This window comes from Shinella curvata (assembly GCF_022899935.1).
GTDB classification, from domain to species: Bacteria; Pseudomonadota; Alphaproteobacteria; order Rhizobiales; family Rhizobiaceae; genus Shinella; species Shinella curvata.
The window spans coordinates 1,125,107-1,147,151 of record NZ_JALJCJ010000001.1; the positions used below are offsets into that span (position 1 = coordinate 1,125,107).

Sequence of the window (22,045 nt, forward strand, 5' to 3'; positions counted from 1 at the left end):
CTAGACTGGGACACTGTTCCGTGAAAGGAGATTCGATGCCGAGCCTCACCCGCATTGCCAATACAGACCTTTCGGTCGACGTCTCCTCGCTTGGCGCCGAAGTGCAGTCGATCACCACGACGGACGGCAAGGCCTGGCTCTGGAACGGCGACGCCGCCTTCTGGACGGGGCGCTCGCCGGTGCTCTTCCCCATCGTCGGCAAGGCGCCCGATGACACGGTCATGATCGACGGGACGCCCTATGCGATGGCCCAGCACGGCTTTGCCCGGCGGCGGGAATTCGCGCTCGAAAGCACGACGGCCACCGCCTGCCGCTACCGGCTCGAAGCCTCCGACGACACGCGCGCCGTCTATCCCTTCGACTTCGGGCTCACCGTGGAGCACAGCCTCGATGGCCGGACGCTGACCGTGGCCTCCACGGTGGAAAACCGCGGCGACACACCCATGCCCTTCGGTTTCGGCTATCATCCGGCTTTCCTCTGGCCGCTGCCCGGTGGCGCGGGACAACCCCATACGGTGACGCTCGACAATGCCGGCGAGCCGAAGCGCCAGCCGCTGGAAAAGGGATTGCTCTCGACGAGCCGGACACCCTCCCCCTTCGACAAGGGCCGGATCGTGCTGACGCAGGATCAGTTCCTCGATGATGCGATGGTCTTTCCCGAAGGCGCCGGTGACGGCCTGACCTATGCCGCCGAGGGTGGACCGGCGCTGAAGTTCCATTTCGAAAATCTGCCGAACCTCGCGCTCTGGACGAAACCCGGCGCGCCCTTCCTCTGCATCGAGCCCTGGCATGGCACGGCGGCGGAATTCGGCGGGTCGCGCGAATTGCGCGATCGCCCCTTCACGACCGTGCTTCTCCCCGAAGAAAGCCGCCGTTTCGCCTTCTCCGTCACCTTTCCCGGCTGATCGGCCTTTCTTCTCGTCGCGACGTCGCTAGAGTCTCCTGAAAGGATTCGGGAGACATCGCCATGGCCGACTTGGAACGCTACATCGATCAGGGAACCGGCCGGGAGCCCGCCGACATCGTGCTCAAGGGCGGGCAATTCTTCGATCTCGTGACAGGTGAGCTCGTTGCCTCCGACATCGCAATTTCGGGCGAGCGCATCGTCGGCACCTGCGGTCCTTACAAGGGCCGCACGGAGATCGACATCACCGGCCGCATCGTCGTGCCCGGCTTCATCGATACGCATCTGCACATCGAATCCTCGCTGGTCACGCCGCATGAATTCGATCGCTGCGTGCTGCCCTATGGCGTGACGACCGTCATCTGCGATCCGCACGAGATCGCCAATGTGCTCGGCAGCGAAGGCATCGAATTCTTCCTCGACAGCGCGCTGGAAACCATCATGGATATCCGCGTGCAACTGTCGAGCTGCGTGCCGGCGACGCATCTGGAAACATCGGGCGCCGACTTGCCGATCGAGCGCCTCTTGCCCTTCCGCAATCATCCGAAGGTCATCGGCCTTGCCGAATTCATGAATTTTCCGGGTGTCATCCACAAGGATCCCGTCTGTCTCGCGAAGCTCGAAGCCTTCCAGGACGGCCATATCGACGGCCATGCGCCGCTGCTGTCCGGCAACGACCTCAACGGCTACCTTTCCGCCGGCATCCGCACCGAGCATGAATGCACGAGTGCCGAGGAGGCGCTGGAGAAGATCCGCAAGGGCATGCATATCCTCGTGCGCGAAGGCTCGGTCTCCAAGGACCTGCACGCCCTCATGCCCATCCTCACAGAGCGCCTCTCGCCTTTCATCGCGCTCTGCACGGATGACCGCAACCCGCTCGACATCGCCGAACAGGGCCATCTCGACTATATGATCCGCACCGCGATCGGCCACGGCCGCGCGCCACTCGCCGTCTATCGCGCCGCCTCCATCTCCGCCGCCAAGGCCTTCGGCCTCCGGGATCGCGGCCTTGTCGCTCCGGGCTGGCGGGCCGACCTCGTCGTCATCGACACGCTGGAGAACTGCAAGGCCGAGATGGTGTTCTCCGCCGGCCGCAAGGTGGACGATGCGCTCTTCGCCACCCGCAAGCCAGTCGCGCCCGTCGGGCTCGACAGCGTGAAGGCGCGGCCCGTCAATGCCGCGCATTTCGCCGTGCCCGTCACCGACGGCGAAACACCCGTCATCGGCGTACTGCCGGGCAAGATCATCACCGAACACCGTCGCTATCGCCTGCCGGCGCGCGGCAATCAGACATCGGTCGATCTCGCGCAAGATATCATCAAGGTCGCCGTCATCGAGCGCCACGGCAAGAACGGCAACCATGCCAACGGCTTCGTGCAGGGCTTCGGGTTGAAGAAGGGCGCCATCGCCTCCACCGTCGGCCATGACAGCCACAATATCTGCGTCGTCGGCGTCGATGAGGACGACATGGCGCTCGCTGCCAATCGCCTCGGCGAGATCAAGGGCGGCTTCGTGGTGGTGGAAGACGGCAAGGTCACCGGCGAGATCGCGCTCCCCGTCGCCGGCCTGATGAGCCTCGAGCCCTATGAGAGCGTGCGCGACACCCTGCACCACCTCCGCCAAGCCGCCTTCGCACTGGGCGCCACACTGGAAGAACCCTTCCTCCAGCTCGCCTTCCTGCCACTACCCGTCATTCCGCATCTGAAGATTTCGGACAGAGGCATGGTGGATGTGGACAAGTTTGCGCTGATCGGGTGAGATCACGCCGTGCCGAAGTCGCTCTCATCGATATCGAGATAGCGACTTAGAACACGCACGATCACCAGTTCAGTGGGCGTAGCGCTGTAAAACAGAACGTAGTTTCCAATGAGAAAACTGCGCATGCCGGCTGCCAGTTCAGGGCGCAATCGGCCGGCCTCAGGATGGCTTGCGAGTTTGCGTGCGACGTCCGCGAACCGATCGAGAAGACGGTCGGCGGCCATTTCGTTATCATCTGCGATATATCGCCAGATCTGCACGAGGTCTTCTTCCGCCCGCGGAAGACGACCGACCTTACGCACGGCCGGCCTTTGCACGCTCCGCCCGCGCTCGGGCCTTAATCGCCTCCATATCGAGCGGAGCCGCCGGGCCGCTTTTCAGCCCTTCCTGAATAGCATCCCTCAAAGCAGCAACCTTGGCTTCGCGCTGCTTCTCACGGTCTTCCAGCAGGCGCAGACCGTCACGCAACACCTCACTCGCACTGGCATAACGGCCGCTGGCGAGGAGATCGCGCACAAAGGATTCATAGTGACTGCCGAGCGTATAGCTGGATGCCATGGCAAGACTCCGAGAATATCACTTTATGATACTATCGAGCTTGGAAACCCGCAACCTCACAGCCGCACGCACGCCATATCCAGCCCATCCAGCTCGATAGCCCCGTTTTTCAGCTTCGCGCCAAAGCCCGGCACGGGCAGAGGCTCGCCGAGCTTCAACGATTTCGAGGGGACGAATTCGGCCTTTTCCCGCGTCAGGTTGAAGACGAAGAGCAGTTTTTCGCCGCCCTTTTCGCGGGTGAAAGCGAGGATGTCCTGGTTGGAATGTACGAAGGACATGTCGCCGTCATAAAGCGCGTCGTGCTCCTTCCGGAAGGCGATTGTCGCGCGGTAGTGATTGAGCACGGAGCCGGCGATCTTTTCCTGGGTATCGACGGCATGGCGGGCGTGGTCTTCCGGCACCGGTAGCCAGGGTTTTCCCGTGCTGAAGCCGGCATGCGCCTCGCCGTGGTTCCAGGGCATCGGCGTGCGGCACCCATCGCGGCCCTTGAACGCCGGCCAGAAGCGAATGCCATAGGGATCGCGCAGATCCTCGAAGGCGAGATCCGCCTCGGTCAGGCCGAGCTCTTCGCCCTGGTAGAGGCAGATCGAGCCGCGCAGCGTGGAAAGCAGCGTGATGGCGAGCTTGGCGACGCGCTCGCGCTCTTCCGGCACCTGGATGAAGCGGCTGACATGGCGGTTCACGTCATGGTTGGAAAAGGCCCAGCAGACCCAGCCGTCCGTCACCGCGCGCTGGAAGCTCTGCACGCATTTGCGCACATGCTCGGCCGTAAAATCCGGCCCGAGCAAGTCGAACGTGTAGCACATGTTGAGCTTGTCACCGCCGCTGGTGTATTCGGCGACCGTCTTCAGCGAGCGCGCACCATCCCCCACTTCGCCGACCGTCATGCGATCCTTGTATTCGTCCAGCAGTGACCGGAAACGCTTGAGGAAAGCGATGTTTTCCGGCTGCGTCTTGTCGTAGCGATGCGTCTGCATGCCGTAGGGGTTCACGTCGGGCGCATCGAGGCCGATGCCATCGGGATCCGGTTCGTGCGGCGGGTTGTCCCGAAGCTTCTTGTCGTGGAAATAAAAGTTCACGGTGTCGAGCCGGAAGCCGTCCACGCCGCGGTCGAGCCAGAAGCGCACGGTCTTCAAGAGCGCGTCCTGCACATCCGGATTATGGAAATTGAGATCCGGCTGCGACATGAGGAAGTTGTGCATGTAATATTGCTTGCGCACACCATCCCATTCCCAGCCCGGCCCGCCGAAGATCGACAGCCAGTTGTTCGGCGCGGTGCCATCCGGCTTGGGATCGGCCCAGACATACCAATCCGCTTTGGAATTGGACCGGCTGGACCGGCTCTCGACGAACCAGGGATGCTGGTCGGAAGTGTGCGAGATCACCTGGTCGATGATGATCTTGATGCCAAGCTTGTGCGCCTGCGCCAGCATGGCGTCGAAATCGGCAAGCGTGCCGAACATCGGATCGACGTCGCAATAGTCCGAGACGTCATAGCCCATATCGCCCATCGGCGACTTGAAGAACGGCGAAAGCCAGATCGCATCGACGCCGAGCGAGGCGATGTGGTCGAGCCGCTTGGTGATGCCCCTGAGATCCCCCATGCCATCGCCGGTCGTGTCCTGAAACGAGCGCGGATAAACTTGGTAGATAACCGCGCCGCGCCACCAGTCGTCGGCCTTCTTGGGGGACTTCGCCATGTCGTGCTGCTCCGTTTTCCGATGCGTCCTGCGAAGATGTAACGCGGGGGCATGGGGGCGTAAACGGCCGTCGCCCTGATTTTTCGAAGGTTGACGAAGCAGGCCTGCGTCTGAATGATGCCGGCAAATTCCATAGAGAAGGTTGATCGCATGGCCGATGACGTCACCCTGTCCACGCGCGAAGCAATCGAGCTGGCGAAGACCGCGCTGATGCGCGTCGGCATGGCCGAACCGGCCGCGATCGCGCTGGCACAGGCGACCGTCGCGGCCGAGGCGGCGGGCAAGCCGGTGATCGGTTTTGCGCACCTGACCGACTATCTCCGAAGCCTCGTGGACGGCCGGATTGCCGGAAAGGCCGAACCGCTTCTCACGTCTCCGGTCCCGGCCGTAATGAAATGCGATGCGATGGGCGGGGTCGCGCAGCACGGCTTTTCCATTGCGCGGGAAGAGCTGGCGTCCAAGGCGAAAACCTTCGGTATCGCGGTCTTCACCGTGTGCAACAGCTATACGACCGGCGAACTCGGCTGGTATGCTGCAAGCCTCGCGAACGACGGCCTCGTTGCGATTGCCGCGACCAACAGCCATGCCGTGCTGGCCGGTGCGGGCAGCCGCAGCCCGGTTTATGGCACCAATCCGCTCGCCTTCGCCGCCCCGCTCGAGGGAGACGACATCCTGCTGATCGACCAGTCGTCGAGCGCGACGGCTCTGGTCAATGTCCGCGATGCGGCCGCCCGTGGCGCCAGCATCCCGGACAGCTGGGCCATCGATCAGGACGGGCAGCCGACGACCGATCCCTTCGCCGCCATGCAGGGCGCGCTTGTCGCCTTCGGCGGCAGCCGCGGCGCCAATATCGCGCTCATGGTCGAAGTGCTCGCCGCCGGTCTCACCGGCGGCAATTGGTCGCTCGATGCCGCAGATTTCCAGGCGGGTGAGAGCTCACCGGGTGTCGGGCTCTTTGTTCTGGCGCTCTCGCCGCAGCTCTTTGCCGACCATTTCTCGACGCGGCTTTCCGAGCAGACCGGGCGGCTTTCGTCAGACTACAACGTCCACGTTCCCGGCCTGGACCGCATGAAACGGCAGCGGGCTGCGGAAAGCGCAGGCATCCGCTTGCCCCGTCAACTCTTTGACAGTATTTCGTCTTTCCGGCGGAATTAGCCGGGAGGATTTCGATATGGCAGGACGGTTGCTCTCGATCGGCGAGTGCATGGTGGAACTGATGCAGGCCGAGGGCGGTCTGATGCGCAAGAGCTTCGCTGGCGACACCTTCAACACCGCCTATTACGCCCGCCAGTACCTGCCAGCCGATTGGCATGTCGACTATTTCTCCGCCATCGGCGTCGACAGGATTTCCGAGGAGATGCGCGCCTTCATCGCCGGCCATGGCATCGGCACGGAGACCATTGCCGGCATCGAGGGCCGCTCGCCCGGCCTCTACATGATCCATCTCGACAAGGGCGAGCGCAGCTTCTCCTACTGGCGCTCCGTTTCGGCCGCAAAGCTTCTGGCACGCGATGGCGACCGGCTGCGTGCTGCCATCGAGGCTTCCGACATCATCGTCTTCTCCGGCATCACGCTCGCGATCCTGCCGGCAGAGGATGTCGAGACGCTGCTTGCGGAACTGCGCCGCGCAAAAGCTGCCGGAAAACGCGTCGTCTTCGATCCCAACATCCGCCCCCGCCTTTGGGACGATGCGGATTACATGCGCACGACGATTACCGAGGGCGCGCGGACCGCAACGCTCGTCATGCCGAGCCTCGACGACGAGACCACGCATTTCGGCGATACCACGCTGGAAGACACGATCGCCCGCTACCGCGCGCTCGGTGTCGACGGGCTGGTGGTGAAGGACGGCAGCAAAGGCGCGACGCTCGTCTTCGGTGATACGCGCAGCCATGTCCCCTCCGCAGAAGTGAAAACGATCGTCGACACGACCAGCGCCGGCGACAGTTTCAACGGCGCGTTCCTCGCCCATCTGGCAACGGAGAACAACCCGGAGGCAGCCGCCCGCTTTGCCGCCGACGTTGCCGCCGCCGTCATCCAGCACCACGGCGCGCTGGTTTCGAAGGACAAACTGCCGAAAGGCTGATTGATCGGATCGGCGCCAAAATCGATCGGCTGCGCGCCGACATCGACAGAAATCCATCCTAATCTTTCCCTGCCTCTCATTGAAGACAGGAAAGATCATGCCCCCGTCACGCCTCATCGCGGCCTTGGCCGCCACCCTCTCGCTTTGCCCGCTCACGGCGCAGGCGGCCGATTTCACCGTCACCAGCAACGCCTTCGCCTCCGGCACGGTCCAGCCCGCACAGTTCTCCGACATCATGGGCTGCACGGGCAAAAACCTCTCGCCCGATATCCGCTGGTCGAATGCGCCAGAGGGCACCAAGAGCTTCGTCGTCACGGTCTATGACAAGGATGCGCCGACCGGCTCCGGTTGGTGGCACTGGGTGGTGATCGATCTGCCGGCCGATGCGAATTCGCTCGCCGCCGGTGTCGGCAATGGCAAGGCGAAGCTGCCCGACGGGGCGCGCATGACGCCGACGGATATGGGCGCACCCGGCTTCCTCGGGGCCTGCCCGCCGGAAGGGCCGGAGCATGACTATACGATCACCGTGAAGGCACTCGGCATCGACAAGCTGCCGGTGCCGGACAACGCCACCCCCGCCATGGTCGGCTTTGTCAGCAATATGAACGCGCTCGCCACCGCGACGATCTCGGCAAAGGGCAAACGCTGACCACCGCAAATGTCTTGTCCGGGCCTGCCCCGAAAGGATAGGCTCGGACGAGACAGGGATTGGACCGCATGAACATCGCCATACGCCCCGATATCGGCGCTTCGGCCCGCATCGTGCAGTATAACCGGCTGCGCTATTCCAACATCACCATCAACAGGCCCGTTCTCATTCTGGTCGAGGGCGGCACGAAGATCCTGCGGCGCGGTGACGAGGAATGGATCGTGCCGGCGGGCGGCTGTATCGCGCTTGCGCAAGGTGAGGTGTTCGACGTGATCAACGCGTCGGATGGAACCGGCCTCTACGAGGCGCGCTGGATCGCCTTCGAGCCGGACACCGTCGCCGCTTTCTCCAACCAACCGGGCAAAGGCGCGCCCTTCGAGCGCGCCTTCATCATTCACCGCCCGCATCAGGGCTTCCATCACGCTTTCGCGGATTGCACCCAGGCAATCGTCGAGCCCGGCAGCATTCCCGATGAGATCGCACGCCACCGGCTCGGCGAGTTGCTGCTCTGGCTCGATCTGGCCGGCGGACGCTTCGCCGCCCCGAGGCCCGCAAGCTTCAGCGCGCGCGTGCGCGACCTCTTCTCCGCCAATCCTCAGGCTGACTGGGCGAGCGCGCATCTCTGCGACACTCTCGGCGTCAGCGAGGCGACGTTACGGCGCAAATTGGCGGCTGAAGACTGGTCATTCCAGACGCTTCTGATCGATGTGCGCATGTCGACCGCCATGCAGCTTCTGCAGTCCACCGACCTGTCGATCCTGCGCATCGCCGAGGCAATCGGCTACGAATCACAATCTCGATTCGCGGCGCGGTTCCGCGCACGCTTCGGCTTTGCGCCAAGCGCAATCCGCGGGCACATCCGGCCTGGTCCTGAGATCAGCGCTTCTTCTTCGCCTTCGAGGCAAACGGGTTGTCCGTCGCCTTGAAGTGGATGCGGATCGGCACGCCCGGCAGGTTGAAGTCGTTGCGCAGGCCGTTGGTGAGGTAGCGGATATAGGATTCAGGCAGCGCGTCCGGGCGTGTGCACGACACCATGAAGCCCGGTGGACGGGCCTTCACCTGCGTCATGTATTTCAGCTTCAGGCGGCGGCCGGAAACGGCCGGTGGCGGATGCTGCGTCTGCTGCGCATCGAGCCAGCGATTGAGCTTGGCGGTCGAGATGCGGCGGTTCCAGGTGCGGTCCGTATCGATCACCGACTGCATCAACTTGTCGAGGCCCCGCCCCGTCTGGCCGGACACCGGCACGGCGCGAATGCCGCGCGCCTGCGGCAGCAGACGTTCGGTCTTTTCGCGCAGATCGGCGAGCACGGCCTGCGGATCATCGATCAGGTCCCACTTGTTGAAAGCGAGCACGGCAGCGCGGCCTTCGCGCAGCACGAGATCGACGATCTGCAAGTCCTGCTTTTCGAAGGGAATGGTCGCGTCGAAGACGATGACGACAGTCTCGGCGAAGCGGATGGCGCGCAGGCCATCGGCGACAGAAAGCTTTTCCAGCTTCTCCTGCACCTTGGCCTTGCGGCGCATGCCGGCCGTATCGAACATCTTGATCGTGCGGCCTTTCCAGTCCCATTCGACGGAAATCGAGTCGCGCGTGATACCGGCTTCCGGGCCGGTCAGAAGACGGTCTTCGCCGAGGAAGCGGTTGATCAGCGTGGACTTGCCGGCATTCGGGCGGCCGACGATGGCGACGCGCAGCGGCTTCGTCTCGTCATATTCCGGCTCGAAATCCTCGTCCTCTTCCGCCGCGTCCGCCAGTTCGGCGCGCACGTCGATATCGGTGACGGCCTCGTCGTCTTCCGGGTAGGCACGCTCCTCGCCGATCGCCGCGACGATGGCGTCGCGCAAGTCGAGCATGCCCTGGCCGTGTTCGGCGGAGATCGGCGTCGGTTCGCCCAGGCCGAGCGTGTAGGCATCATAAAAACCGCCGTCGGAACCCTTGGCTTCCGACTTGTTGGCGACGAGCACGACGGGCTTGCCCTTGCGGCGCAGCATGTCGGCCAGCGCCGTATCGATAGGCGTCAGGCCCGTCTTGGCATCGACCACGAAGAGCGAAAGATCCGCCTCGTCGATTGCCGCTTCCGTCTGGGCGCGCATGCGCCCCTGCAGCGTCTCGGGTGCAGCCTCTTCGAGTCCCGCCGTGTCGATGATGTGGAATTTCAGGTCGATGAGCTTGGCTTCGCCCGGCCGGCGGTCACGGGTAACGCCGGGCGTGTCGTCGACGAGCGCAAGCTTCTTGCCCACGAGCCTATTGAACAGGGTGGACTTGCCGACATTCGGGCGTCCGACAATGGCGACGGTGAAGCTCATGGACGTGTTCCGTTTCGTGACCGGCGAAAGACCGGTTTTAGGAGGACAGCTTGCCGCTTGCAGCAATCAGGTCAAGCAGCATCTGCGCGCGGTTTGCGACGTTGCGCGGGCTCTCGCTGTCGTTGATGATGGCCTCGAACCATTCCTTGGCGCGGGCATAGTCCTCGTGCTTGTAGGCGGAGAGGCCCAGAACCTCGCGGGCGGAGTGGCGAAGCGCACTCTGCGGCGTGGCGAGCTGTTCGGCTTCCGCCGAGACCTGCTCATAGGTGCCGGTATCAACCAGCAGATAGGCGGCGCGCAGGCGGGCGGCATCGCGCAGCGCTTCCGGCACGGAAGCATCCTTGGCAATCGCCGTGAAGGCGTTGACGGCGCCCTGCGCGTCGGTTGCAGCGAGAAGCGAGGCCGAGCGCATGCGGGCCAGCACTGGATAGGAGCCGAAGCCATCCTTTTCGAGCGCGGTCAGCGCGGCAAGCGCCTCTTCGTTCTTGCCTTCCCGGGCAAGGGTCAGCGCGCCGAGGAAGCTGTCGCCGGCGGCGGACGCCTCGCTGTCGCGCCAATATTCGTAGCTCACCTTGCCGATCGTGCCGAGAACCACGAGGACGGCGAGGCCGATGAGGATGCGGCCAAAACGCTTCCAGACCAGACGCATCTGGTCGGAGCGAAGTTCCTCGTTCACCTCGCGGATAAAGCTGTCGTCCTGATTTACCATTCCCTGCCCGGCTCTTGCTGACGATTGGAGTTCGCGCCTTCTACCCCATTTTCACCGCGTTGTAAGGGGGCAGGCGCGAAAACGCAGGGGATCAGGGCAGCGGAGCGACGCCGATCACCAATTCGTGCAGCTTGAGCACGATTGCGGCGTAGATCGCGAGGCCGATGACGACGGCGATCAGGTCGTATTTCGCCGAAACGAAAACCGGCAGCTTGGTCTCGCCGGCGGCGATACGCTTCTTCAGCGAAATGCGCAGGATGACGGCCCAGGCGAGGATCGTGACGAACAGCAGCACCGAATAGCTCTCGCCGTTCGCCAGCAGATGGGCGAGCGCCCAGATCTTGATGGCGACGAGGATCGGGAACTTCAGCTTCGTGCGGATATGGCCGGCCGGCAGGAAGCCGGCGACGAGACAGATCGAGGCGATCAGCATCAGCGTCAGCGCGATATGCGACAGGAAGGTCGGCGGGAAATACAGCATCTCGCCGCCGTTTTCCCGCGCATCGACGAAGCCATAGGCGATGAGCGCGAGGCTAAGCAGCGAGACGATGCCGTGGATCGCCATCCAGGCCGGCTTGCCGAGGGCGGCAATGCCAGCATTGCGCAGGCCCGGCGCAAAGGGGCGCAGAAGATGGGTGGCGATGAAGAGAACGAGACCGGCAATCAGCAACGTCATGGAAATTTCCCTTGAATAAAGGCCGGCCCGATAGCCGTTTCCATTGGAATAGCCGTCACGGCGCGACAATTCCAGCCCGATCAAAGGATTGCCGCATTCCGAAACGATGACAGACCCTTTGCAAATTGTCGCGGGTAGCCATGTTGTCTCGATTTCTCCTCCTCCCCCTCGCCGCCGTGCTTGCCGCAAGCCCGGTTCTCGCCAAGGACGATGCGATCGAGCCGGCCAAACGCAAGCAGCTCGTCATCGTCTCCTTCGACGGCGCGCACGACAATCTGCTGTGGGAAAAGAGCCGGGCCATGGCCAAGCGCACCGGCGCGCATTTCACCTATTTCCTGTCCTGCACCTTCCTCTTCCCCAAATCGGAACGCGCGCAATACCAGGCGCCGCATGAAAAACGCGGCCGCTCCAATGTCGGATTCTCGCCCGACAAGGAGGACACGATCCTGCGGCTTGGCGAAATCTGGCTGGCGAAGCTTGAGGGTCACGACATCGGCAGCCATGCCTGCGGCCATTTCGACGGCGGCAAATGGAGCGCTGAGGACTGGAAGGCTGAATTCACCTTCTTCCAGCAGGCGCTGAAGACGGCGTGGCAGAATGCCGGCGTCGGCGAACGCGAACCCGCGGGCTGGCAGGATTTTGCCGAAAAGGACATCAAGGGATTCCGCGCACCCTATCTTTCGGCCGGTAGCGGCCTGGTCAAGGCGCTGGAAGCGAGCGGCTTCACCTATGATGCCAGCCTCGTGACCAAGGGGCCGGCCATGCCCGTCGCCAGCGGCGAGATCCAGCGCTTCGGCTTGCCGCTGATTCCCGAGGGCACCGCGCAGCGCCCGGTCATCGCCATGGACTACAATCTCTATGTCCGCCACTCCAAGGGCAAGGAGAAGCCGGAAAAGAGTGCCGCCTTCGAGGAAAGCACGCTCGCCGCCTACCGCGCCGCTTTCGACAAGCAATATGCCGGCGAACGCATTCCCCTCCAGCTTGGCTTCCATTTCGTGGAAATGAATGCCGGCGCCTATTGGCGCGCGCTCGATACGTTTCTCACGGAAACCTGCGGCAAGAGCGATGTCGCCTGCGTCAGCTACGCCGAAGCCCTCGACATCCTCGCCAAAGAGAAAAGGGCGACCGAAGCCGCCCTCTGACACCGGGATTTACTTCGCCAGCTCTTCATTGCCGCCGACTTCAACGAACTGCCGGTCGATGCTCGGCAGTTCCTGACCTTCGATCGCCGCTTCGAAGGCGCGCAGGCGCTTGTGGATCGATTGCAACTCGATGATCGTCGACCAGGAGTTCACCAGGTACTGGAACGAGCTGGACACCTGGCCAAAGGCCGTCAGGATCTGCTGCAGGATACCATAGGTGATCTTGCCGCCGACGATGGTCGGCACGAGGATGAAGTAGACGAAGAGGTTGTCCGCCTGGATGTAAAACATGCGGGCGACGTTGAAATAAAGATAGTGGAAATAGAGCCGGAAATAGTTCGACCGGACGTTGTCGAAGAGTTCCCGCACCGTCGGCGGCTGGGCCCGGGTGGCGTCGTCTTCTCCGTAGACCAGCTCCTTGCGATAGGCGGCTTCCACACGCTGGTTGCGGAACTCCAGGCCCGGCAATTTGATGCCGACAAAGGCGAGCAGGAACGTACCGAACGCCGACCAGAGGATTGCCGCCCAGAACAGCGCATGGGGAATTTCACCGATGAAGGGCATCGGCCCGATATGCACGGAGAGTGCAAACAGCACGGGCAGGAAGGCGACCAGCGTCATCACGGCGTCGATCAGGCTGACGCCGAGACCCTCCGTAATCGACGCGAAGCGCATCGTGTCTTCCTGCACACGCTGCGAAGCGCCTTCGATATGGCGCACGCGTGTCCAGAGCGACATGTAGTAATTGTTCATCGCCGAGCGCCAGCGGAAGACATAGTGGCTGACGAAAAACCGGGTGATGACGTAGACAAAGACGCTGATGAAGGCGATCTGGCAGAAGATCAACATCAGATCGAAGAAGTTTTCGACCTTGACCGTGCTGTTTGGCTGAAAGGCGCCCATCAGCGTATCGCCGAACGGGCGACGCCAATTGTTGATGGCAAGCGAGACCTGAACGCTGAAATAGGTCGAGAAGATGATGAAGGCAGAACCCCAGATCGACCAGTTCGTCCACGGATTGTCCTTCGCCTTCACCTGCCAGAACACACCGAAGATAACGGTGCAGAGCAGGAAGTAGGTGTAGAACCAGATATTGTCGGGCGTGATGAAATAACCGAGCCCGACGGGCGGATCCGTTCCCTCGGGCAGCGGCGGCAGGCCGATCAGCGCACCGAAATTGGCGCCCACCGTGTACCAGACCCCAATCGCCAGCAGCGTCCAGACGACAAGGGAAGAAAAGAACAGCTTAGGCTGCGGGAAGAAGGAATGGAACAAGGCGCGGAACTTTCATTTTCTGAGGGCAGCAGCGCCGCCGGTTCGCGCCGAACCTAGAGGAGTTTGCGAAAGGCAACAATCGCCAAGCGCCCGGATTACCGAGATTTAATGGAAAGCGCTCCCCCTATCACAAAGGTCACGGCGGCAAGGAGCAGGATCGCTGCGGCAGCGAGACTGGGCAGGACATAGCTGCCGGTGCGTGCAGCAAGGAAACCCGCGCCGAGCGGTCCCAGGATCTGCCCGACGCCGAAGGCGGCCGTCATCAGCGCGAGGACCTGGCGCGGGCTTTCACTCGCCAGAACCCTGCCGAGTTGCAGACCGTAGGCGGTGATGACGATGAAGGTAAGGCCGAGCAGAACGCCGCCAATGAGCGCCGAGGCGGGGAATGGCAGCGTGACGGTGACGGCAACCCCGACCACCTCGACGAGCAGCGCCGCCAGATAGGCCGTCGCCACCCCATAGCGCCGCTCCATCGGTTTCCAGGCGATGACGGAAATTGCCGCGGACGCACCCGTGACCAGCCAGGTGAGGCATTCGAGCAGCGGGCTCTGCGCACCCTCCCGCGCGATGGCGACGATGAAGGTGGCGGTAACGACATAGCCGATGCCGAACAGACCGTAGCTCAGCGTCAGCGCGACGAGCGGCCGCGTCCAGACGATGGCGGGCTCCCGCCGCCCACCCGTGTGACCTTCCGGGCGCGGCAGAAGCCGAACAACCGCCGCAAGGCCGGCGGCACCGAGCAGTGCCCCGGCAAGCCAGTCGATGCGCCAGGTCGGGATCGCGAAGGGACCGGCGAGCGACAGAAGATAGACCAGGAGGGCAGAGACCGCGATGCCGCAGCCCACGCCCGAAAAATGCGCCATCTGCACACGCGGGTCGCCGTGACGGAGACCAATGGACAGTACGATGCCGGAGGTGAAGATCATGGCGAACGCGCTGGCAAGGCCGGCCAGGAAGCGCACGACGGACAGCGCGGCAACGCCCGAAAGCAGCCCCATGGCGACGAGCAGCACGACGGTGGATGCCAATGCGCCCAGGGCGATGCGCCGTTCGAGGCCTGCCGCCCAGCCGTAGGCGGCCAGCACCGCACCGAGCAGATAACCCGCGAAATTGGCGGCCGCGATGATGCCGGCATCGGCGGCGTTGAGCCCGAGGCCCGCCATCATGCCCGGCAACACGGGCGTATAGAAGAAACGGCCGAGGCCCATGGCGACGGCCATCGCGATCGCGCCGGCAAGGGCGGCCCGGACGGGTTCGCGCGACAGAACGGGTGTGCGTTGCATCATGCCGCGACCATCGCACTGCAACATGGCCGCGACAAACGAGATTAATTGATCGACGGATCAGCGCCGGTGAAGGCTTGGAAGAGCGGGGCTCAGCCCGGCAGCGTCACGACCAGTGGCCCGTTGCGCGTGGCGACGACCGTGTGCTCGAACTGCACCGTCGGCGCATTCGGCTCACTGTAGAGCGTCCATTCGTCCCGGTCGCCGCTTTCGGCCCAGTTGGCGCCGAGCGACAGGAACGGTTCGACCGTGAAGACGAGGCCATCCGTCATGCGGCGCGTTTCCTGTGGATCGGGCCAGGTCGCGATTTCCGTCGGCTCCTCGTGCAGCGACCGGCCAACGCCGTGGCTGGCGAGATTGGCGATAAGCGTGTAGCGGTTCTTGCGGGCGAATTCGCCGATCGCGTTGCCGACCTGCGCCAGCGGCTTGCCGGCCTTCACCTCCTTGAGACCGACCCACAGCGCGCGCTTGCCATCCCGGCAGAGCCGTTCGACCGCCGGCGTCGAACGTCCGACAACGAAAGAGGCGCCCGTATCGGCAAAGTAGCCGTCGAGCACCGCCGAGACATCGATATTGACGAGATCGCCATCTTGGATCACCCGGTCGCCGGGAATGCCATGCGCGACTTCCTCATTGACGGAAATGCAGGTCGCGCCCGGAAACTTGTAGCAGCTTTCCGGCGCCGAGACCGCACCCGCGGCCTCCAGCAGGCGTCGGCCGATCAGGTCGAGTTCGGCCGTCGTCATGCCGGGGCGCACCGCCGTCTGCATGTGTTGCAGCACGTTGGCGCAAATCCGGCCGATGGCCTTCAGGCCGTTGAGGTCGTCGTCGTTTTCCAGGGTCATCGTATCTCTCTTTCGCGGGCGTCCTACCACGCCCGCGCGCCGCTGTCAGGCGGAAGCAGGCTCGGACTTCGCCGATTGCTCCGCCAGCATCTCGCGCACCAAGGGTGCGACGCGGCTGCCGTACAGTTCGATTCCGCGCAAAATTTGATCATGCGGCATCAGCCCGATCGCCATCTGCAACAGGAAGCGGTCATTCCTGAAGATCTTCTGGTGTGCGACGATCTTGCGGGCCACGGACTCGGGATCGCCGAGGAAGAGATGGCCGGTCGGACCGGTCGACTGGTCGAACTGCGCCCGGCTCGTCGGCCCCCAGCCGCGCTCGCCGCCGATGCGGTTCATCACCGCGGCCTGCGGGCCATAGAAGGCATCCGCCGCCGCCTCGGTCGTATCGGCGATGAAGCCATGCACGTTGATGCTGGTCTTCAGCTTCGCCTCATCCTGGCCGGCGCGCCGCGCAGCCTCGCGGTAGAGGTCGAAGAGCGGAGCATACCGCGACGGCGTGCCGCCGATGATGGCAAGCGCCAGCGGCAGGCCATAGGCGCCGGCCCGCGCCACCGATTGCGGCGTGCCGCCGACGGCGATCCAGATCGGCATCCTGCCATGCGCCGGACGCGGATAGACACCGAGCCCCGGCAGCGGCGCCCGCATCGTGCCGTTCCAGGAAACCTTTTCGCTCTCGTTCAGCGCCAGCAGCAGATCGAGCTTTTCTTCGAAAAGCACGTCGTAGTCGTCAAGCGCATAACCGAAGAGCGGGAAGGATTCGATAAAGGAGCCGCGCCCCGCCATGATTTCCGCCCGGCCGCCGGAAATGAGATCAACCGTCGAAAACTGCTGGAAGACACGAACCGGATCGTCCGACGAGAGCACAGTCACTGCGCTGGACAGCCTGATATTCTTCGTGCGCGCCGCCGCGGCGGCGAGCACGACGGCAGGCGCGGAAGCCGCATAGTCCGGCCGGTGATGTTCGCCCAGCCCGAAGACATCGAGCCCGACCTGATCGGCCAGCTCGATTTCCTCAAGCAGGTTCTTTAGCCGCCGCTCCCCTTCCCGCCCCTTGTCGGCTGCGGTGGGATCGACATCGGCAAATGTGTAGAGGCCAAGTTCCATGGGAGGTTCCAGATGAGAGGATTTCTCCTCACATATGGGCGGGCCGCGCGGGTTGAAAGGCCCTGCCGGGAAACAGTGTGTTCACCAAGCCTCCCGCGTCGAACAAAACGGGGCGGTTTCCCGCCCCGTCTGAGGGTTTAAAGCTTCGACGCCACCTCTTCCAGCTGGGTCGCCACCTGCCCCCAGCCTTCGTGAAAACCCATCTTCTCGTGCGCTTCGCAATCCTCGACGTTCCAGTGGCGAGCGATGGCGGTGTAGCGCGTCTGGCCGTTGCCGAGATCATCGAACAGAATTTCGGCACTGAAGAAGGCCTTTTCGGTCGGCTTCCAGTCCGGGCCGAAGGCATCGGTTGTGATGATGCGCTTGTCCTTCTCGACCTTCAGGAAGACGCCGGTCGAATCCATGTGGAAACCATCCGGGCCGGTCATAACCGTGCGGAACTTGCCGCCCTCACGCGGCTCCATGTCGACAAGCGCCAGTTCGTAAGGCTTGGGCATGAACCACTCCTTCAGAATCTCGGGCGTCGTCCAGGCCTTGAAGAGCTGGGCAGGCGTGGCGTTCAGCACGCGGGTCAACACCAGTTCGCGGTTGTTGGCGGGCTTGATTTCGGCGTTCACGTTCATGATGTCCTCCTCGTTCGGATGTGTTTGTCGGTTCGTATCAAGGACGCCCGACGGAGGAGCGATCCGACATCGAACGCAGATTATTTTTCAGCGGCCGCCATCTCCCGCTGCACGCAATCGAGATGCTGGCGGATATGGGCGGCTTCCGCCGGCGTGGTGGCGAGCGCGATGGCGCGGTCGAAGGCCTCGTGCGCCTCGCTATAGCGGCCGAGCTGCTTCAGAAGTCCGCCGCGCAGGCCATGAAAATAGAAATAGCCCGAGAGTTTTTCCGCCAGCGGCTCGACCAGTGCCAGTGCGGCCTCCGGCCCCGACCGCTTCGACACCGCGACGGCGCGGTTGAGCCGCACCACCGGCGACGGCTGCAGGCGCTCCAGCGTCTGGTAGAGTAAGTCGATCTGCAGCCAATCCGTCTCCGCCGCCGTCGTCGCGCGGGCATGCAGGGCGGCAATCGCCGCCTGAATCTGTAAAGCGCCGGGCGTGCGGTGGCGGATCGCCTTGTCGATCAGGACCAGCGCTTCGTCGATCAGCGCGCGATCCCACAGCGAGCGATCCTGATCCTCCAACAACACGATCTGGCCGTCGGCGTCGAAGCGGGCGTCGAGGCGCGAATGCTGGAGCAGAAGCAGCGCCGTCAGTCCCATGATCTCCGGCTCGGAGGGGAAAAGCGTCAAGAGAAGTCGCGCCAGCCGGATCGCCTCCGCGCAGAAGGGCGTGTCCGCCCTCTCTGGTGCGCCGGCAGAGTAACCCTCGTTGAAAACGAGATAGATCATCGCCGCGACAAGCCCGAGCCGTTCGGCGCGTGCCACGGCATCCGGCGTCTCGAAGGGAATGCCTGCCGCCCCCACCTTCGCCTTGGCGCGCGTGATACGCTGTTCCATCGCGGCTTCGGAGACGAGAAAGGCTTTGGCGATCTGCCTTACCGAAAGGCCGGAGACGATACGCAGCGCCAGCGCGATCTGCTGGGTCGCCGGCAGGTCCGGATGGCAGCAGACGAAGAGCAGGCGCAGGATATCGTCGCGGTAATGCGCACCGTCCAGCCGATCCGCGAGATCGCTTTCCGTATCCTCCAGATCGGACAGCACCTCTTCGGGTGGAAGCGGCTGGTGTTTGGCGCGTTTGCGCACCTGGTCGATGCCGCTGTTGCGGCCGACGAAGATGAGCCAGGCTGCCGGATCGCGTGGCGGACCCTTCTCGGGCCAGTTTTTCAGCGCGCGAAGGCAGGCCTCCTGAAAGGCCTCCTCCGCCAGGTCGAGGTTGCGGAAGTAGCGCAGCAGCGCCCCCATGGCCTGCGGCCGTGCCGATGTCAGCGCCAGATCGATCCAGGCAAGCTCTGTCATGTTATGGGGACTCCCGGATTGAAGAACTGCAACGGCCGGATTTCATAGGTGCCATTGGCCGGATTGGCGGCGGAAAGCTCGCGCGCGAAGGTGATCGCCTCGTCCAGGGTGGCCGCCTCCAGCACGAAGAAGCCGAGGAACTGCTCCTTGGTCTCCGCGAAGGGGCCATCCATGATGATGTCGTCGGTCGCACCCTTGCGCACCGTAACGGCCGCCGTCGTCGGCATCAGCCGCGCGACGGGGCCAAGCTTGCCGGCCTCGGCATAACGCTGGTTGACGGCGCCAAGATCAGCCATGACCTTGTCGTCCAGCTCCTTTGACCAGGCATTGATCTCGCTTTCGCAATCGTAACAAAGAACGGCATACAACATGGTGAACTCCCGTTGACTGAAAGACGTAGGAGTAGCCGCTCAGCCGACAGGGCGCACCGGATTATTTTTGGATTTTGGGTGAGAGGCGCGAGTTGGGTCGAATTCGACTTACACCCTTTGCAAATTCTTAAACCCAGGCGTGAAATCTGTCGCCACTAAAAGTTGCCCTGTTTAGTATGCATAGGTATCGAAATGCCCTGGTGGATGCATGTTGTTGGTTTTTTGTTGGGGGTCGGGGCCGTAGTCGCTGGCGTCGTGTTTCGCCCATTTTTGCGATCCGATTGGGGCATGCCCACGGTTCTTCTAATCTTGTTCGTCGCAACATCGGCCGTCTCTGGCTATGGTGGCCCCGGAAAGCCTTACTCCCCCCTCTTCGGGCTCGCATGCGGGTGCTTGCTTATGCTCGGAATTGGGGTCGGGATGCACTCACACCCATTCATCGGTGCGCTGGCTTGTTTTGGACTAGGGTACCTCGGATCAAAAACAAAATTTGCCCAAGACAGGCTCAGCAAATGAAACCGCGCCGTCTGTGTTCACAGCATATGAGAATGCGGGAAGTCGCAATGAACTGATCAAATCTTGAACACGTCATCCTGCCAGAACACGATGACGTAACCACCATTGGGCTCGGCCTCGTCCGCCCAGGCCCGCAATTGCGCATGATACGGTTCGCGCCGCCAGATATCGGGATGGTCGGGATCGACCAGAACGGTGATCTGCGGCCCCTGCCGGTAGACCATCATATGCGAGCGGGACGGCTCCCAGGCTTCCCCAAGCGCCTCTTCGGTCATCCACAGACAGAGAAAGTCGCGGCAGACCGACGGCCGGTCCGCATAGATTGAGCAGCCCTTGCCCTCGATGCAATGCCGACACCAGGCATTGGCCGGCTTGTCGAACAGATCGATATCCGGCAACCGGCAACAGAGCGTGCAGGTGCCGCAGGATCGGCCGGGGACAATGGCGGGAGATGGATGCATGGGTGACGCATAGCATCCGCCCGCGTCGCCTTGAAGGGGGAGCGGAAAGCTACTCCGCGCTCAGCGTCCGCCGCACCGCATCCTTCCAGCCCTTGATCTTCACCGTGCGCGTCTTCTCGTCCATCTTCGGCTCGAAGCGCGTGTCGCGGGCCCAGGATTTCGCAAAGCCCTTGCGGTCCGGCCAGACACCGGCGCGCTGGCCGGCCAGCCAGGCGGCGCCGAGTGCGGTCGTCTCGAGAATGGTCGGGCGGTCGACGGGGGCGTCGAGGATGTCGGAGAGGCGCTGCATGGTCCAGTCGGAGGCGACCATGCCACCGTCGACGCGCAGCACGGTTTCCTTGCCGTTGGCCTTCCAGTCCTTGTGCATGGCATCGAGCAGGTCGCGTGTCTGGTAGCAGACGGCCTCAAGCGCCGCACGGGCGAACTCCGCCGGCCCCGTGTTGCGCGTCATGCCATAGATCGCGGCGCGCGCCTCCGGGTCCCAGTGCGGGGCGCCGAGACCGGTGAAGGCGGGCACGAGATAGACGTTCTGCGTCGGGTCGGCCTTTGCCGCGAGATCGCCGGTGTCTGGCGCGGCCTTGATGACCTTCAGTCCGTCGCGCAGCCATTGCACGGCAGCGCCGGCGATGAAGATCGAGCCTTCGAGCGCGTAGGTCGTCTCGCCGTCGAGCCGGTAAGCAATGGTGGTGAGCAAACGGTTCTTCGAGCGCACCATGTCGGCGCCGGTGTTGAGCAGCGCAAAGCAGCCCGTGCCATAGGTGGATTTCATCATGCCCGGCTCGAAGCAGGCCTGGCCGATGGTCGCCGCCTGCTGGTCGCCGGCAACGCCGAGAATCGGGATTTCCGCGCCGAACAGGCTCTTTTCCGTCACGCCAAAATCGGCCGCGCAGTCGAGAACCTCGGGCAACATGGTTTTCGGCACGCGCAGGATGTCGAGCAGTTCGTCGTCCCAGCTGTTCGTCGCGATGTTGTACATCAGCGTGCGGCTGGCATTGGTGGCATCGGTCACATGCGACTTGCCACCCGTCAGGCGCCAGATCAGGAACGTATCGATCGTACCGAAGCAGAGGTCGCCCTTCGCACCCCGCGCCCGCGCGCCCTTCACGTTGGAGAGCATCCAGGAGAGTTTCGTGCCGGAGAAATAGGGGTCGAGCAGCAGACCCGTCTTCTTTGTGAAGGTCTTTTCGAGGTCCTGCTTCTTCAGCTTGTCACAATAGGAGGCGGTTCGGCGGTCTTGCCAGACGATGGCGTTGTGGATGGGCTTGCCGCTCTCGCGCTCCCAGACGACGACCGTCTCGCGCTGGTTGGTGATGCCGATGGCGGAAATGTCTGAGGCCTTGACGTCGGCCTTCTTCAGCGCCGCCTTGACCGACCAGAGAACGCTTTCCCATATCTCTTCCGGATCATGCTCGACCCAGCCGGACTGCGGAAAGATCTGCGTGAATTCCTTCTGGCCGGAACCGACGACCTTCTGGTTGCCGTCGAAGACGATCGCCCGGCTCGATGTCGTGCCCTGATCGATCGCGAGAACATATCCGCTCATGCAGTCCTCCCCTTGGAAGGCCTCTCCCAGGCCCTTCGGAATCTTCAATACGAGACTAAAACGAATGTCAAAGGAAAATAAAACGCAAATCCCGCTTCGCTCCCAGCGGGACTGTAGCGTGCGGAAAACACAATTGTCATCGCTTGAGTTTTAGGCGTAGGCTATCGCAACGCAGCATGACCTGGAGAGTACAAG

General features: G+C 63.1%; 22 protein-coding genes. 7 read left to right on the forward strand and 15 right to left on the reverse strand.

Annotated features, from left to right (window positions below; translation table 11 throughout):
* Positions 1-35: 35 nt before the first annotated feature.
* Together MUU55_RS05330 and ade are read left to right on the forward strand one after the other, a co-directional pair.
* Complete coding sequence (locus MUU55_RS05330; protein ID WP_244759704.1) at positions 36-905, forward strand: aldose 1-epimerase family protein; 870 nt, start codon at positions 36-38, stop codon at positions 903-905.
* A gap of 62 nt (positions 906-967) precedes the next feature.
* Positions 968-2,662, forward strand: coding sequence for an adenine deaminase (ade, locus tag MUU55_RS05335; RefSeq protein ID WP_244759705.1), 1,695 nt, complete (start codon positions 968-970; stop codon positions 2,660-2,662).
* Between the two features lie 2 nt (positions 2,663-2,664).
* Here ade and MUU55_RS05340 read toward each other — a convergent pair whose 3' ends face one another.
* The 3 genes from MUU55_RS05340 to bglA are packed head-to-tail and all read right to left on the reverse strand — an operon-like array spanning position 2,665 to position 4,920.
* Complete coding sequence (locus MUU55_RS05340) at positions 2,665-2,979, reverse strand: type II toxin-antitoxin system RelE/ParE family toxin (protein ID WP_342346045.1); 315 nt, start codon at positions 2,977-2,979, stop codon at positions 2,665-2,667.
* Positions 2,957-3,220 carry a type II toxin-antitoxin system ParD family antitoxin gene (locus tag MUU55_RS05345; protein WP_244759707.1) on the reverse strand — a complete coding sequence of 88 codons (264 nt, stop codon included), beginning with the start codon at positions 3,218-3,220 and terminating at the stop codon, positions 2,957-2,959. Before MUU55_RS05345 ends, MUU55_RS05340 begins: the two co-directional genes overlap by 23 nt.
* 56 nt (positions 3,221-3,276) lie before the next feature.
* On the reverse strand, positions 3,277-4,920 hold the full coding sequence (bglA, locus tag MUU55_RS05350) for a beta-galactosidase BglA (RefSeq protein ID WP_244759708.1): 1,644 nt from the start codon (positions 4,918-4,920) through the stop codon (positions 3,277-3,279).
* Positions 4,921-5,070: 150 nt separating this feature from the next.
* On the opposite strand from bglA, the gene MUU55_RS05355 reads away from it, so the two are divergent.
* From MUU55_RS05355 to MUU55_RS05370, 4 genes are all read left to right on the forward strand, one after another.
* Entirely contained in the window at positions 5,071-6,075 is a 1,005-nt protein-coding gene (locus MUU55_RS05355) for an Ldh family oxidoreductase (protein ID WP_244759709.1), read from the forward strand.
* A gap of 16 nt (positions 6,076-6,091) precedes the next feature.
* Positions 6,092-7,006: a sugar kinase gene (locus tag MUU55_RS05360; RefSeq protein ID WP_244759710.1), complete on the forward strand. Its 915-nt coding sequence runs from the start codon at positions 6,092-6,094 to the stop codon at positions 7,004-7,006.
* A gap of 97 nt (positions 7,007-7,103) precedes the next feature.
* Entirely contained in the window at positions 7,104-7,655 is a 552-nt protein-coding gene (locus MUU55_RS05365; RefSeq protein ID WP_244759711.1) for a YbhB/YbcL family Raf kinase inhibitor-like protein, read from the forward strand.
* 68 nt (positions 7,656-7,723) lie between these two features.
* On the forward strand, positions 7,724-8,581 hold the full coding sequence (locus MUU55_RS05370) for a helix-turn-helix transcriptional regulator (RefSeq protein ID WP_244759712.1): 858 nt from the start codon (positions 7,724-7,726) through the stop codon (positions 8,579-8,581).
* On the opposite strand, the gene der is transcribed toward MUU55_RS05370, so the two are convergent.
* From der to MUU55_RS05385, 3 genes are all read right to left on the reverse strand, one after another.
* The gene (der, locus tag MUU55_RS05375; protein ID WP_244759713.1) at positions 8,532-9,962 is read right to left on the reverse strand and encodes a ribosome biogenesis GTPase Der; all 1,431 of its coding nucleotides are present in this window, start codon (positions 9,960-9,962) and stop codon (positions 8,532-8,534) included. The genes MUU55_RS05370 and der overlap by 50 nt on opposite strands.
* Positions 9,963-9,999: 37 nt before the next feature.
* Positions 10,000-10,671 carry a tetratricopeptide repeat protein gene (locus MUU55_RS05380; RefSeq protein ID WP_244759714.1) on the reverse strand — a complete coding sequence of 224 codons (672 nt, stop codon included), beginning with the start codon at positions 10,669-10,671 and terminating at the stop codon, positions 10,000-10,002.
* A 91-nt stretch (positions 10,672-10,762) separates the two neighbouring features.
* Positions 10,763-11,347: an NnrU family protein gene (locus MUU55_RS05385; RefSeq protein WP_244759715.1), complete on the reverse strand. Its 585-nt coding sequence runs from the start codon at positions 11,345-11,347 to the stop codon at positions 10,763-10,765.
* A gap of 140 nt (positions 11,348-11,487) precedes the next feature.
* On the opposite strand from MUU55_RS05385, the gene MUU55_RS05390 reads away from it, so the two are divergent.
* A complete protein-coding gene (locus MUU55_RS05390) occupies positions 11,488-12,489 on the forward strand; it encodes a polysaccharide deacetylase family protein (protein ID WP_244759716.1) in 1,002 nt (333 codons plus the stop codon).
* Between the two features lie 9 nt (positions 12,490-12,498).
* On the opposite strand, the gene sbmA is transcribed toward MUU55_RS05390, so the two are convergent.
* The 9 genes from sbmA to glpK form a co-directional block, all read right to left on the reverse strand.
* Entirely contained in the window at positions 12,499-13,764 is a 1,266-nt protein-coding gene (gene sbmA / locus MUU55_RS05395) for a peptide antibiotic transporter SbmA (RefSeq protein WP_244759717.1), read from the reverse strand.
* 95 nt (positions 13,765-13,859) lie between these two features.
* Entirely contained in the window at positions 13,860-15,050 is a 1,191-nt protein-coding gene (locus MUU55_RS05400) for a YbfB/YjiJ family MFS transporter (RefSeq protein ID WP_244759718.1), read from the reverse strand.
* 89 nt (positions 15,051-15,139) lie between these two features.
* Positions 15,140-15,892 (reverse strand): type I methionyl aminopeptidase, encoded by a 753-nt coding sequence (gene map, locus MUU55_RS05405; protein WP_244759719.1) that lies wholly within the window; start codon positions 15,890-15,892, stop codon positions 15,140-15,142.
* Positions 15,893-15,937: 45 nt separating this feature from the next.
* Positions 15,938-16,999 carry an LLM class flavin-dependent oxidoreductase gene (locus MUU55_RS05410; protein WP_244759720.1) on the reverse strand — a complete coding sequence of 354 codons (1,062 nt, stop codon included), beginning with the start codon at positions 16,997-16,999 and terminating at the stop codon, positions 15,938-15,940.
* 137 nt (positions 17,000-17,136) lie between these two features.
* A complete protein-coding gene (locus MUU55_RS05415; RefSeq protein ID WP_244759721.1) occupies positions 17,137-17,622 on the reverse strand; it encodes an SRPBCC family protein in 486 nt (161 codons plus the stop codon).
* A gap of 80 nt (positions 17,623-17,702) precedes the next feature.
* A complete protein-coding gene (locus tag MUU55_RS05420; protein WP_244759722.1) occupies positions 17,703-18,959 on the reverse strand; it encodes an RNA polymerase sigma factor in 1,257 nt (418 codons plus the stop codon).
* Complete coding sequence (locus MUU55_RS05425; RefSeq protein WP_244759723.1) at positions 18,956-19,330, reverse strand: YciI family protein; 375 nt, start codon at positions 19,328-19,330, stop codon at positions 18,956-18,958. Before MUU55_RS05425 ends, MUU55_RS05420 begins: the two co-directional genes overlap by 4 nt.
* Positions 19,331-19,902: 572 nt before the next feature.
* Complete coding sequence (locus MUU55_RS05430) at positions 19,903-20,307, reverse strand: YkgJ family cysteine cluster protein (RefSeq protein WP_244759724.1); 405 nt, start codon at positions 20,305-20,307, stop codon at positions 19,903-19,905.
* A gap of 49 nt (positions 20,308-20,356) precedes the next feature.
* Positions 20,357-21,850 carry a glycerol kinase GlpK gene (gene glpK / locus MUU55_RS05435; RefSeq protein WP_244759725.1) on the reverse strand — a complete coding sequence of 498 codons (1,494 nt, stop codon included), beginning with the start codon at positions 21,848-21,850 and terminating at the stop codon, positions 20,357-20,359.
* Positions 21,851-22,045: the final 195 nt, after the last annotated feature.

Excerpts from the sequence above, each read along its gene's own strand:
- MUU55_RS05330 (WP_244759704.1), top strand. The coding sequence starts at position 36 with ATGCCGAGCCTCACCCGCATTGCCAATACAGACCTTTCGGTCGACGTC.
- ade (WP_244759705.1), top strand. The coding sequence starts at position 968 with ATGGCCGACTTGGAACGCTACATCGATCAGGGAACCGGCCGGGAGCCC.
- MUU55_RS05345 (WP_244759707.1), bottom strand. The coding sequence starts at position 3,220 with ATGGCATCCAGCTATACGCTCGGCAGTCACTATGAATCCTTTGTGCGC.
- bglA (WP_244759708.1), bottom strand. The coding sequence starts at position 4,920 with ATGGCGAAGTCCCCCAAGAAGGCCGACGACTGGTGGCGCGGCGCGGTT.
- MUU55_RS05355 (WP_244759709.1), top strand. The coding sequence starts at position 5,071 with ATGGCCGATGACGTCACCCTGTCCACGCGCGAAGCAATCGAGCTGGCG.
- MUU55_RS05360 (WP_244759710.1), top strand. The coding sequence starts at position 6,092 with ATGGCAGGACGGTTGCTCTCGATCGGCGAGTGCATGGTGGAACTGATG.
- MUU55_RS05365 (WP_244759711.1), top strand. The coding sequence starts at position 7,104 with ATGCCCCCGTCACGCCTCATCGCGGCCTTGGCCGCCACCCTCTCGCTT.
- MUU55_RS05370 (WP_244759712.1), top strand. The coding sequence starts at position 7,724 with ATGAACATCGCCATACGCCCCGATATCGGCGCTTCGGCCCGCATCGTG.
- der (WP_244759713.1), bottom strand. The coding sequence starts at position 9,962 with ATGAGCTTCACCGTCGCCATTGTCGGACGCCCGAATGTCGGCAAGTCC.
- MUU55_RS05380 (WP_244759714.1), bottom strand. The coding sequence starts at position 10,671 with ATGGTAAATCAGGACGACAGCTTTATCCGCGAGGTGAACGAGGAACTT.
- MUU55_RS05385 (WP_244759715.1), bottom strand. The coding sequence starts at position 11,347 with ATGACGTTGCTGATTGCCGGTCTCGTTCTCTTCATCGCCACCCATCTT.
- MUU55_RS05390 (WP_244759716.1), top strand. The coding sequence starts at position 11,488 with ATGTTGTCTCGATTTCTCCTCCTCCCCCTCGCCGCCGTGCTTGCCGCA.
- MUU55_RS05400 (WP_244759718.1), bottom strand. The coding sequence starts at position 15,050 with ATGATGCAACGCACACCCGTTCTGTCGCGCGAACCCGTCCGGGCCGCC.
- map (WP_244759719.1), bottom strand. The coding sequence starts at position 15,892 with ATGACCCTGGAAAACGACGACGACCTCAACGGCCTGAAGGCCATCGGC.
- MUU55_RS05410 (WP_244759720.1), bottom strand. The coding sequence starts at position 16,999 with ATGGAACTTGGCCTCTACACATTTGCCGATGTCGATCCCACCGCAGCC.
- MUU55_RS05415 (WP_244759721.1), bottom strand. The coding sequence starts at position 17,622 with ATGAACGTGAACGCCGAAATCAAGCCCGCCAACAACCGCGAACTGGTG.
- MUU55_RS05420 (WP_244759722.1), bottom strand. The coding sequence starts at position 18,959 with ATGACAGAGCTTGCCTGGATCGATCTGGCGCTGACATCGGCACGGCCG.
- MUU55_RS05425 (WP_244759723.1), bottom strand. The coding sequence starts at position 19,330 with ATGTTGTATGCCGTTCTTTGTTACGATTGCGAAAGCGAGATCAATGCC.
- MUU55_RS05430 (WP_244759724.1), bottom strand. The coding sequence starts at position 20,307 with ATGCATCCATCTCCCGCCATTGTCCCCGGCCGATCCTGCGGCACCTGC.
- glpK (WP_244759725.1), bottom strand. The coding sequence starts at position 21,850 with ATGAGCGGATATGTTCTCGCGATCGATCAGGGCACGACATCGAGCCGG.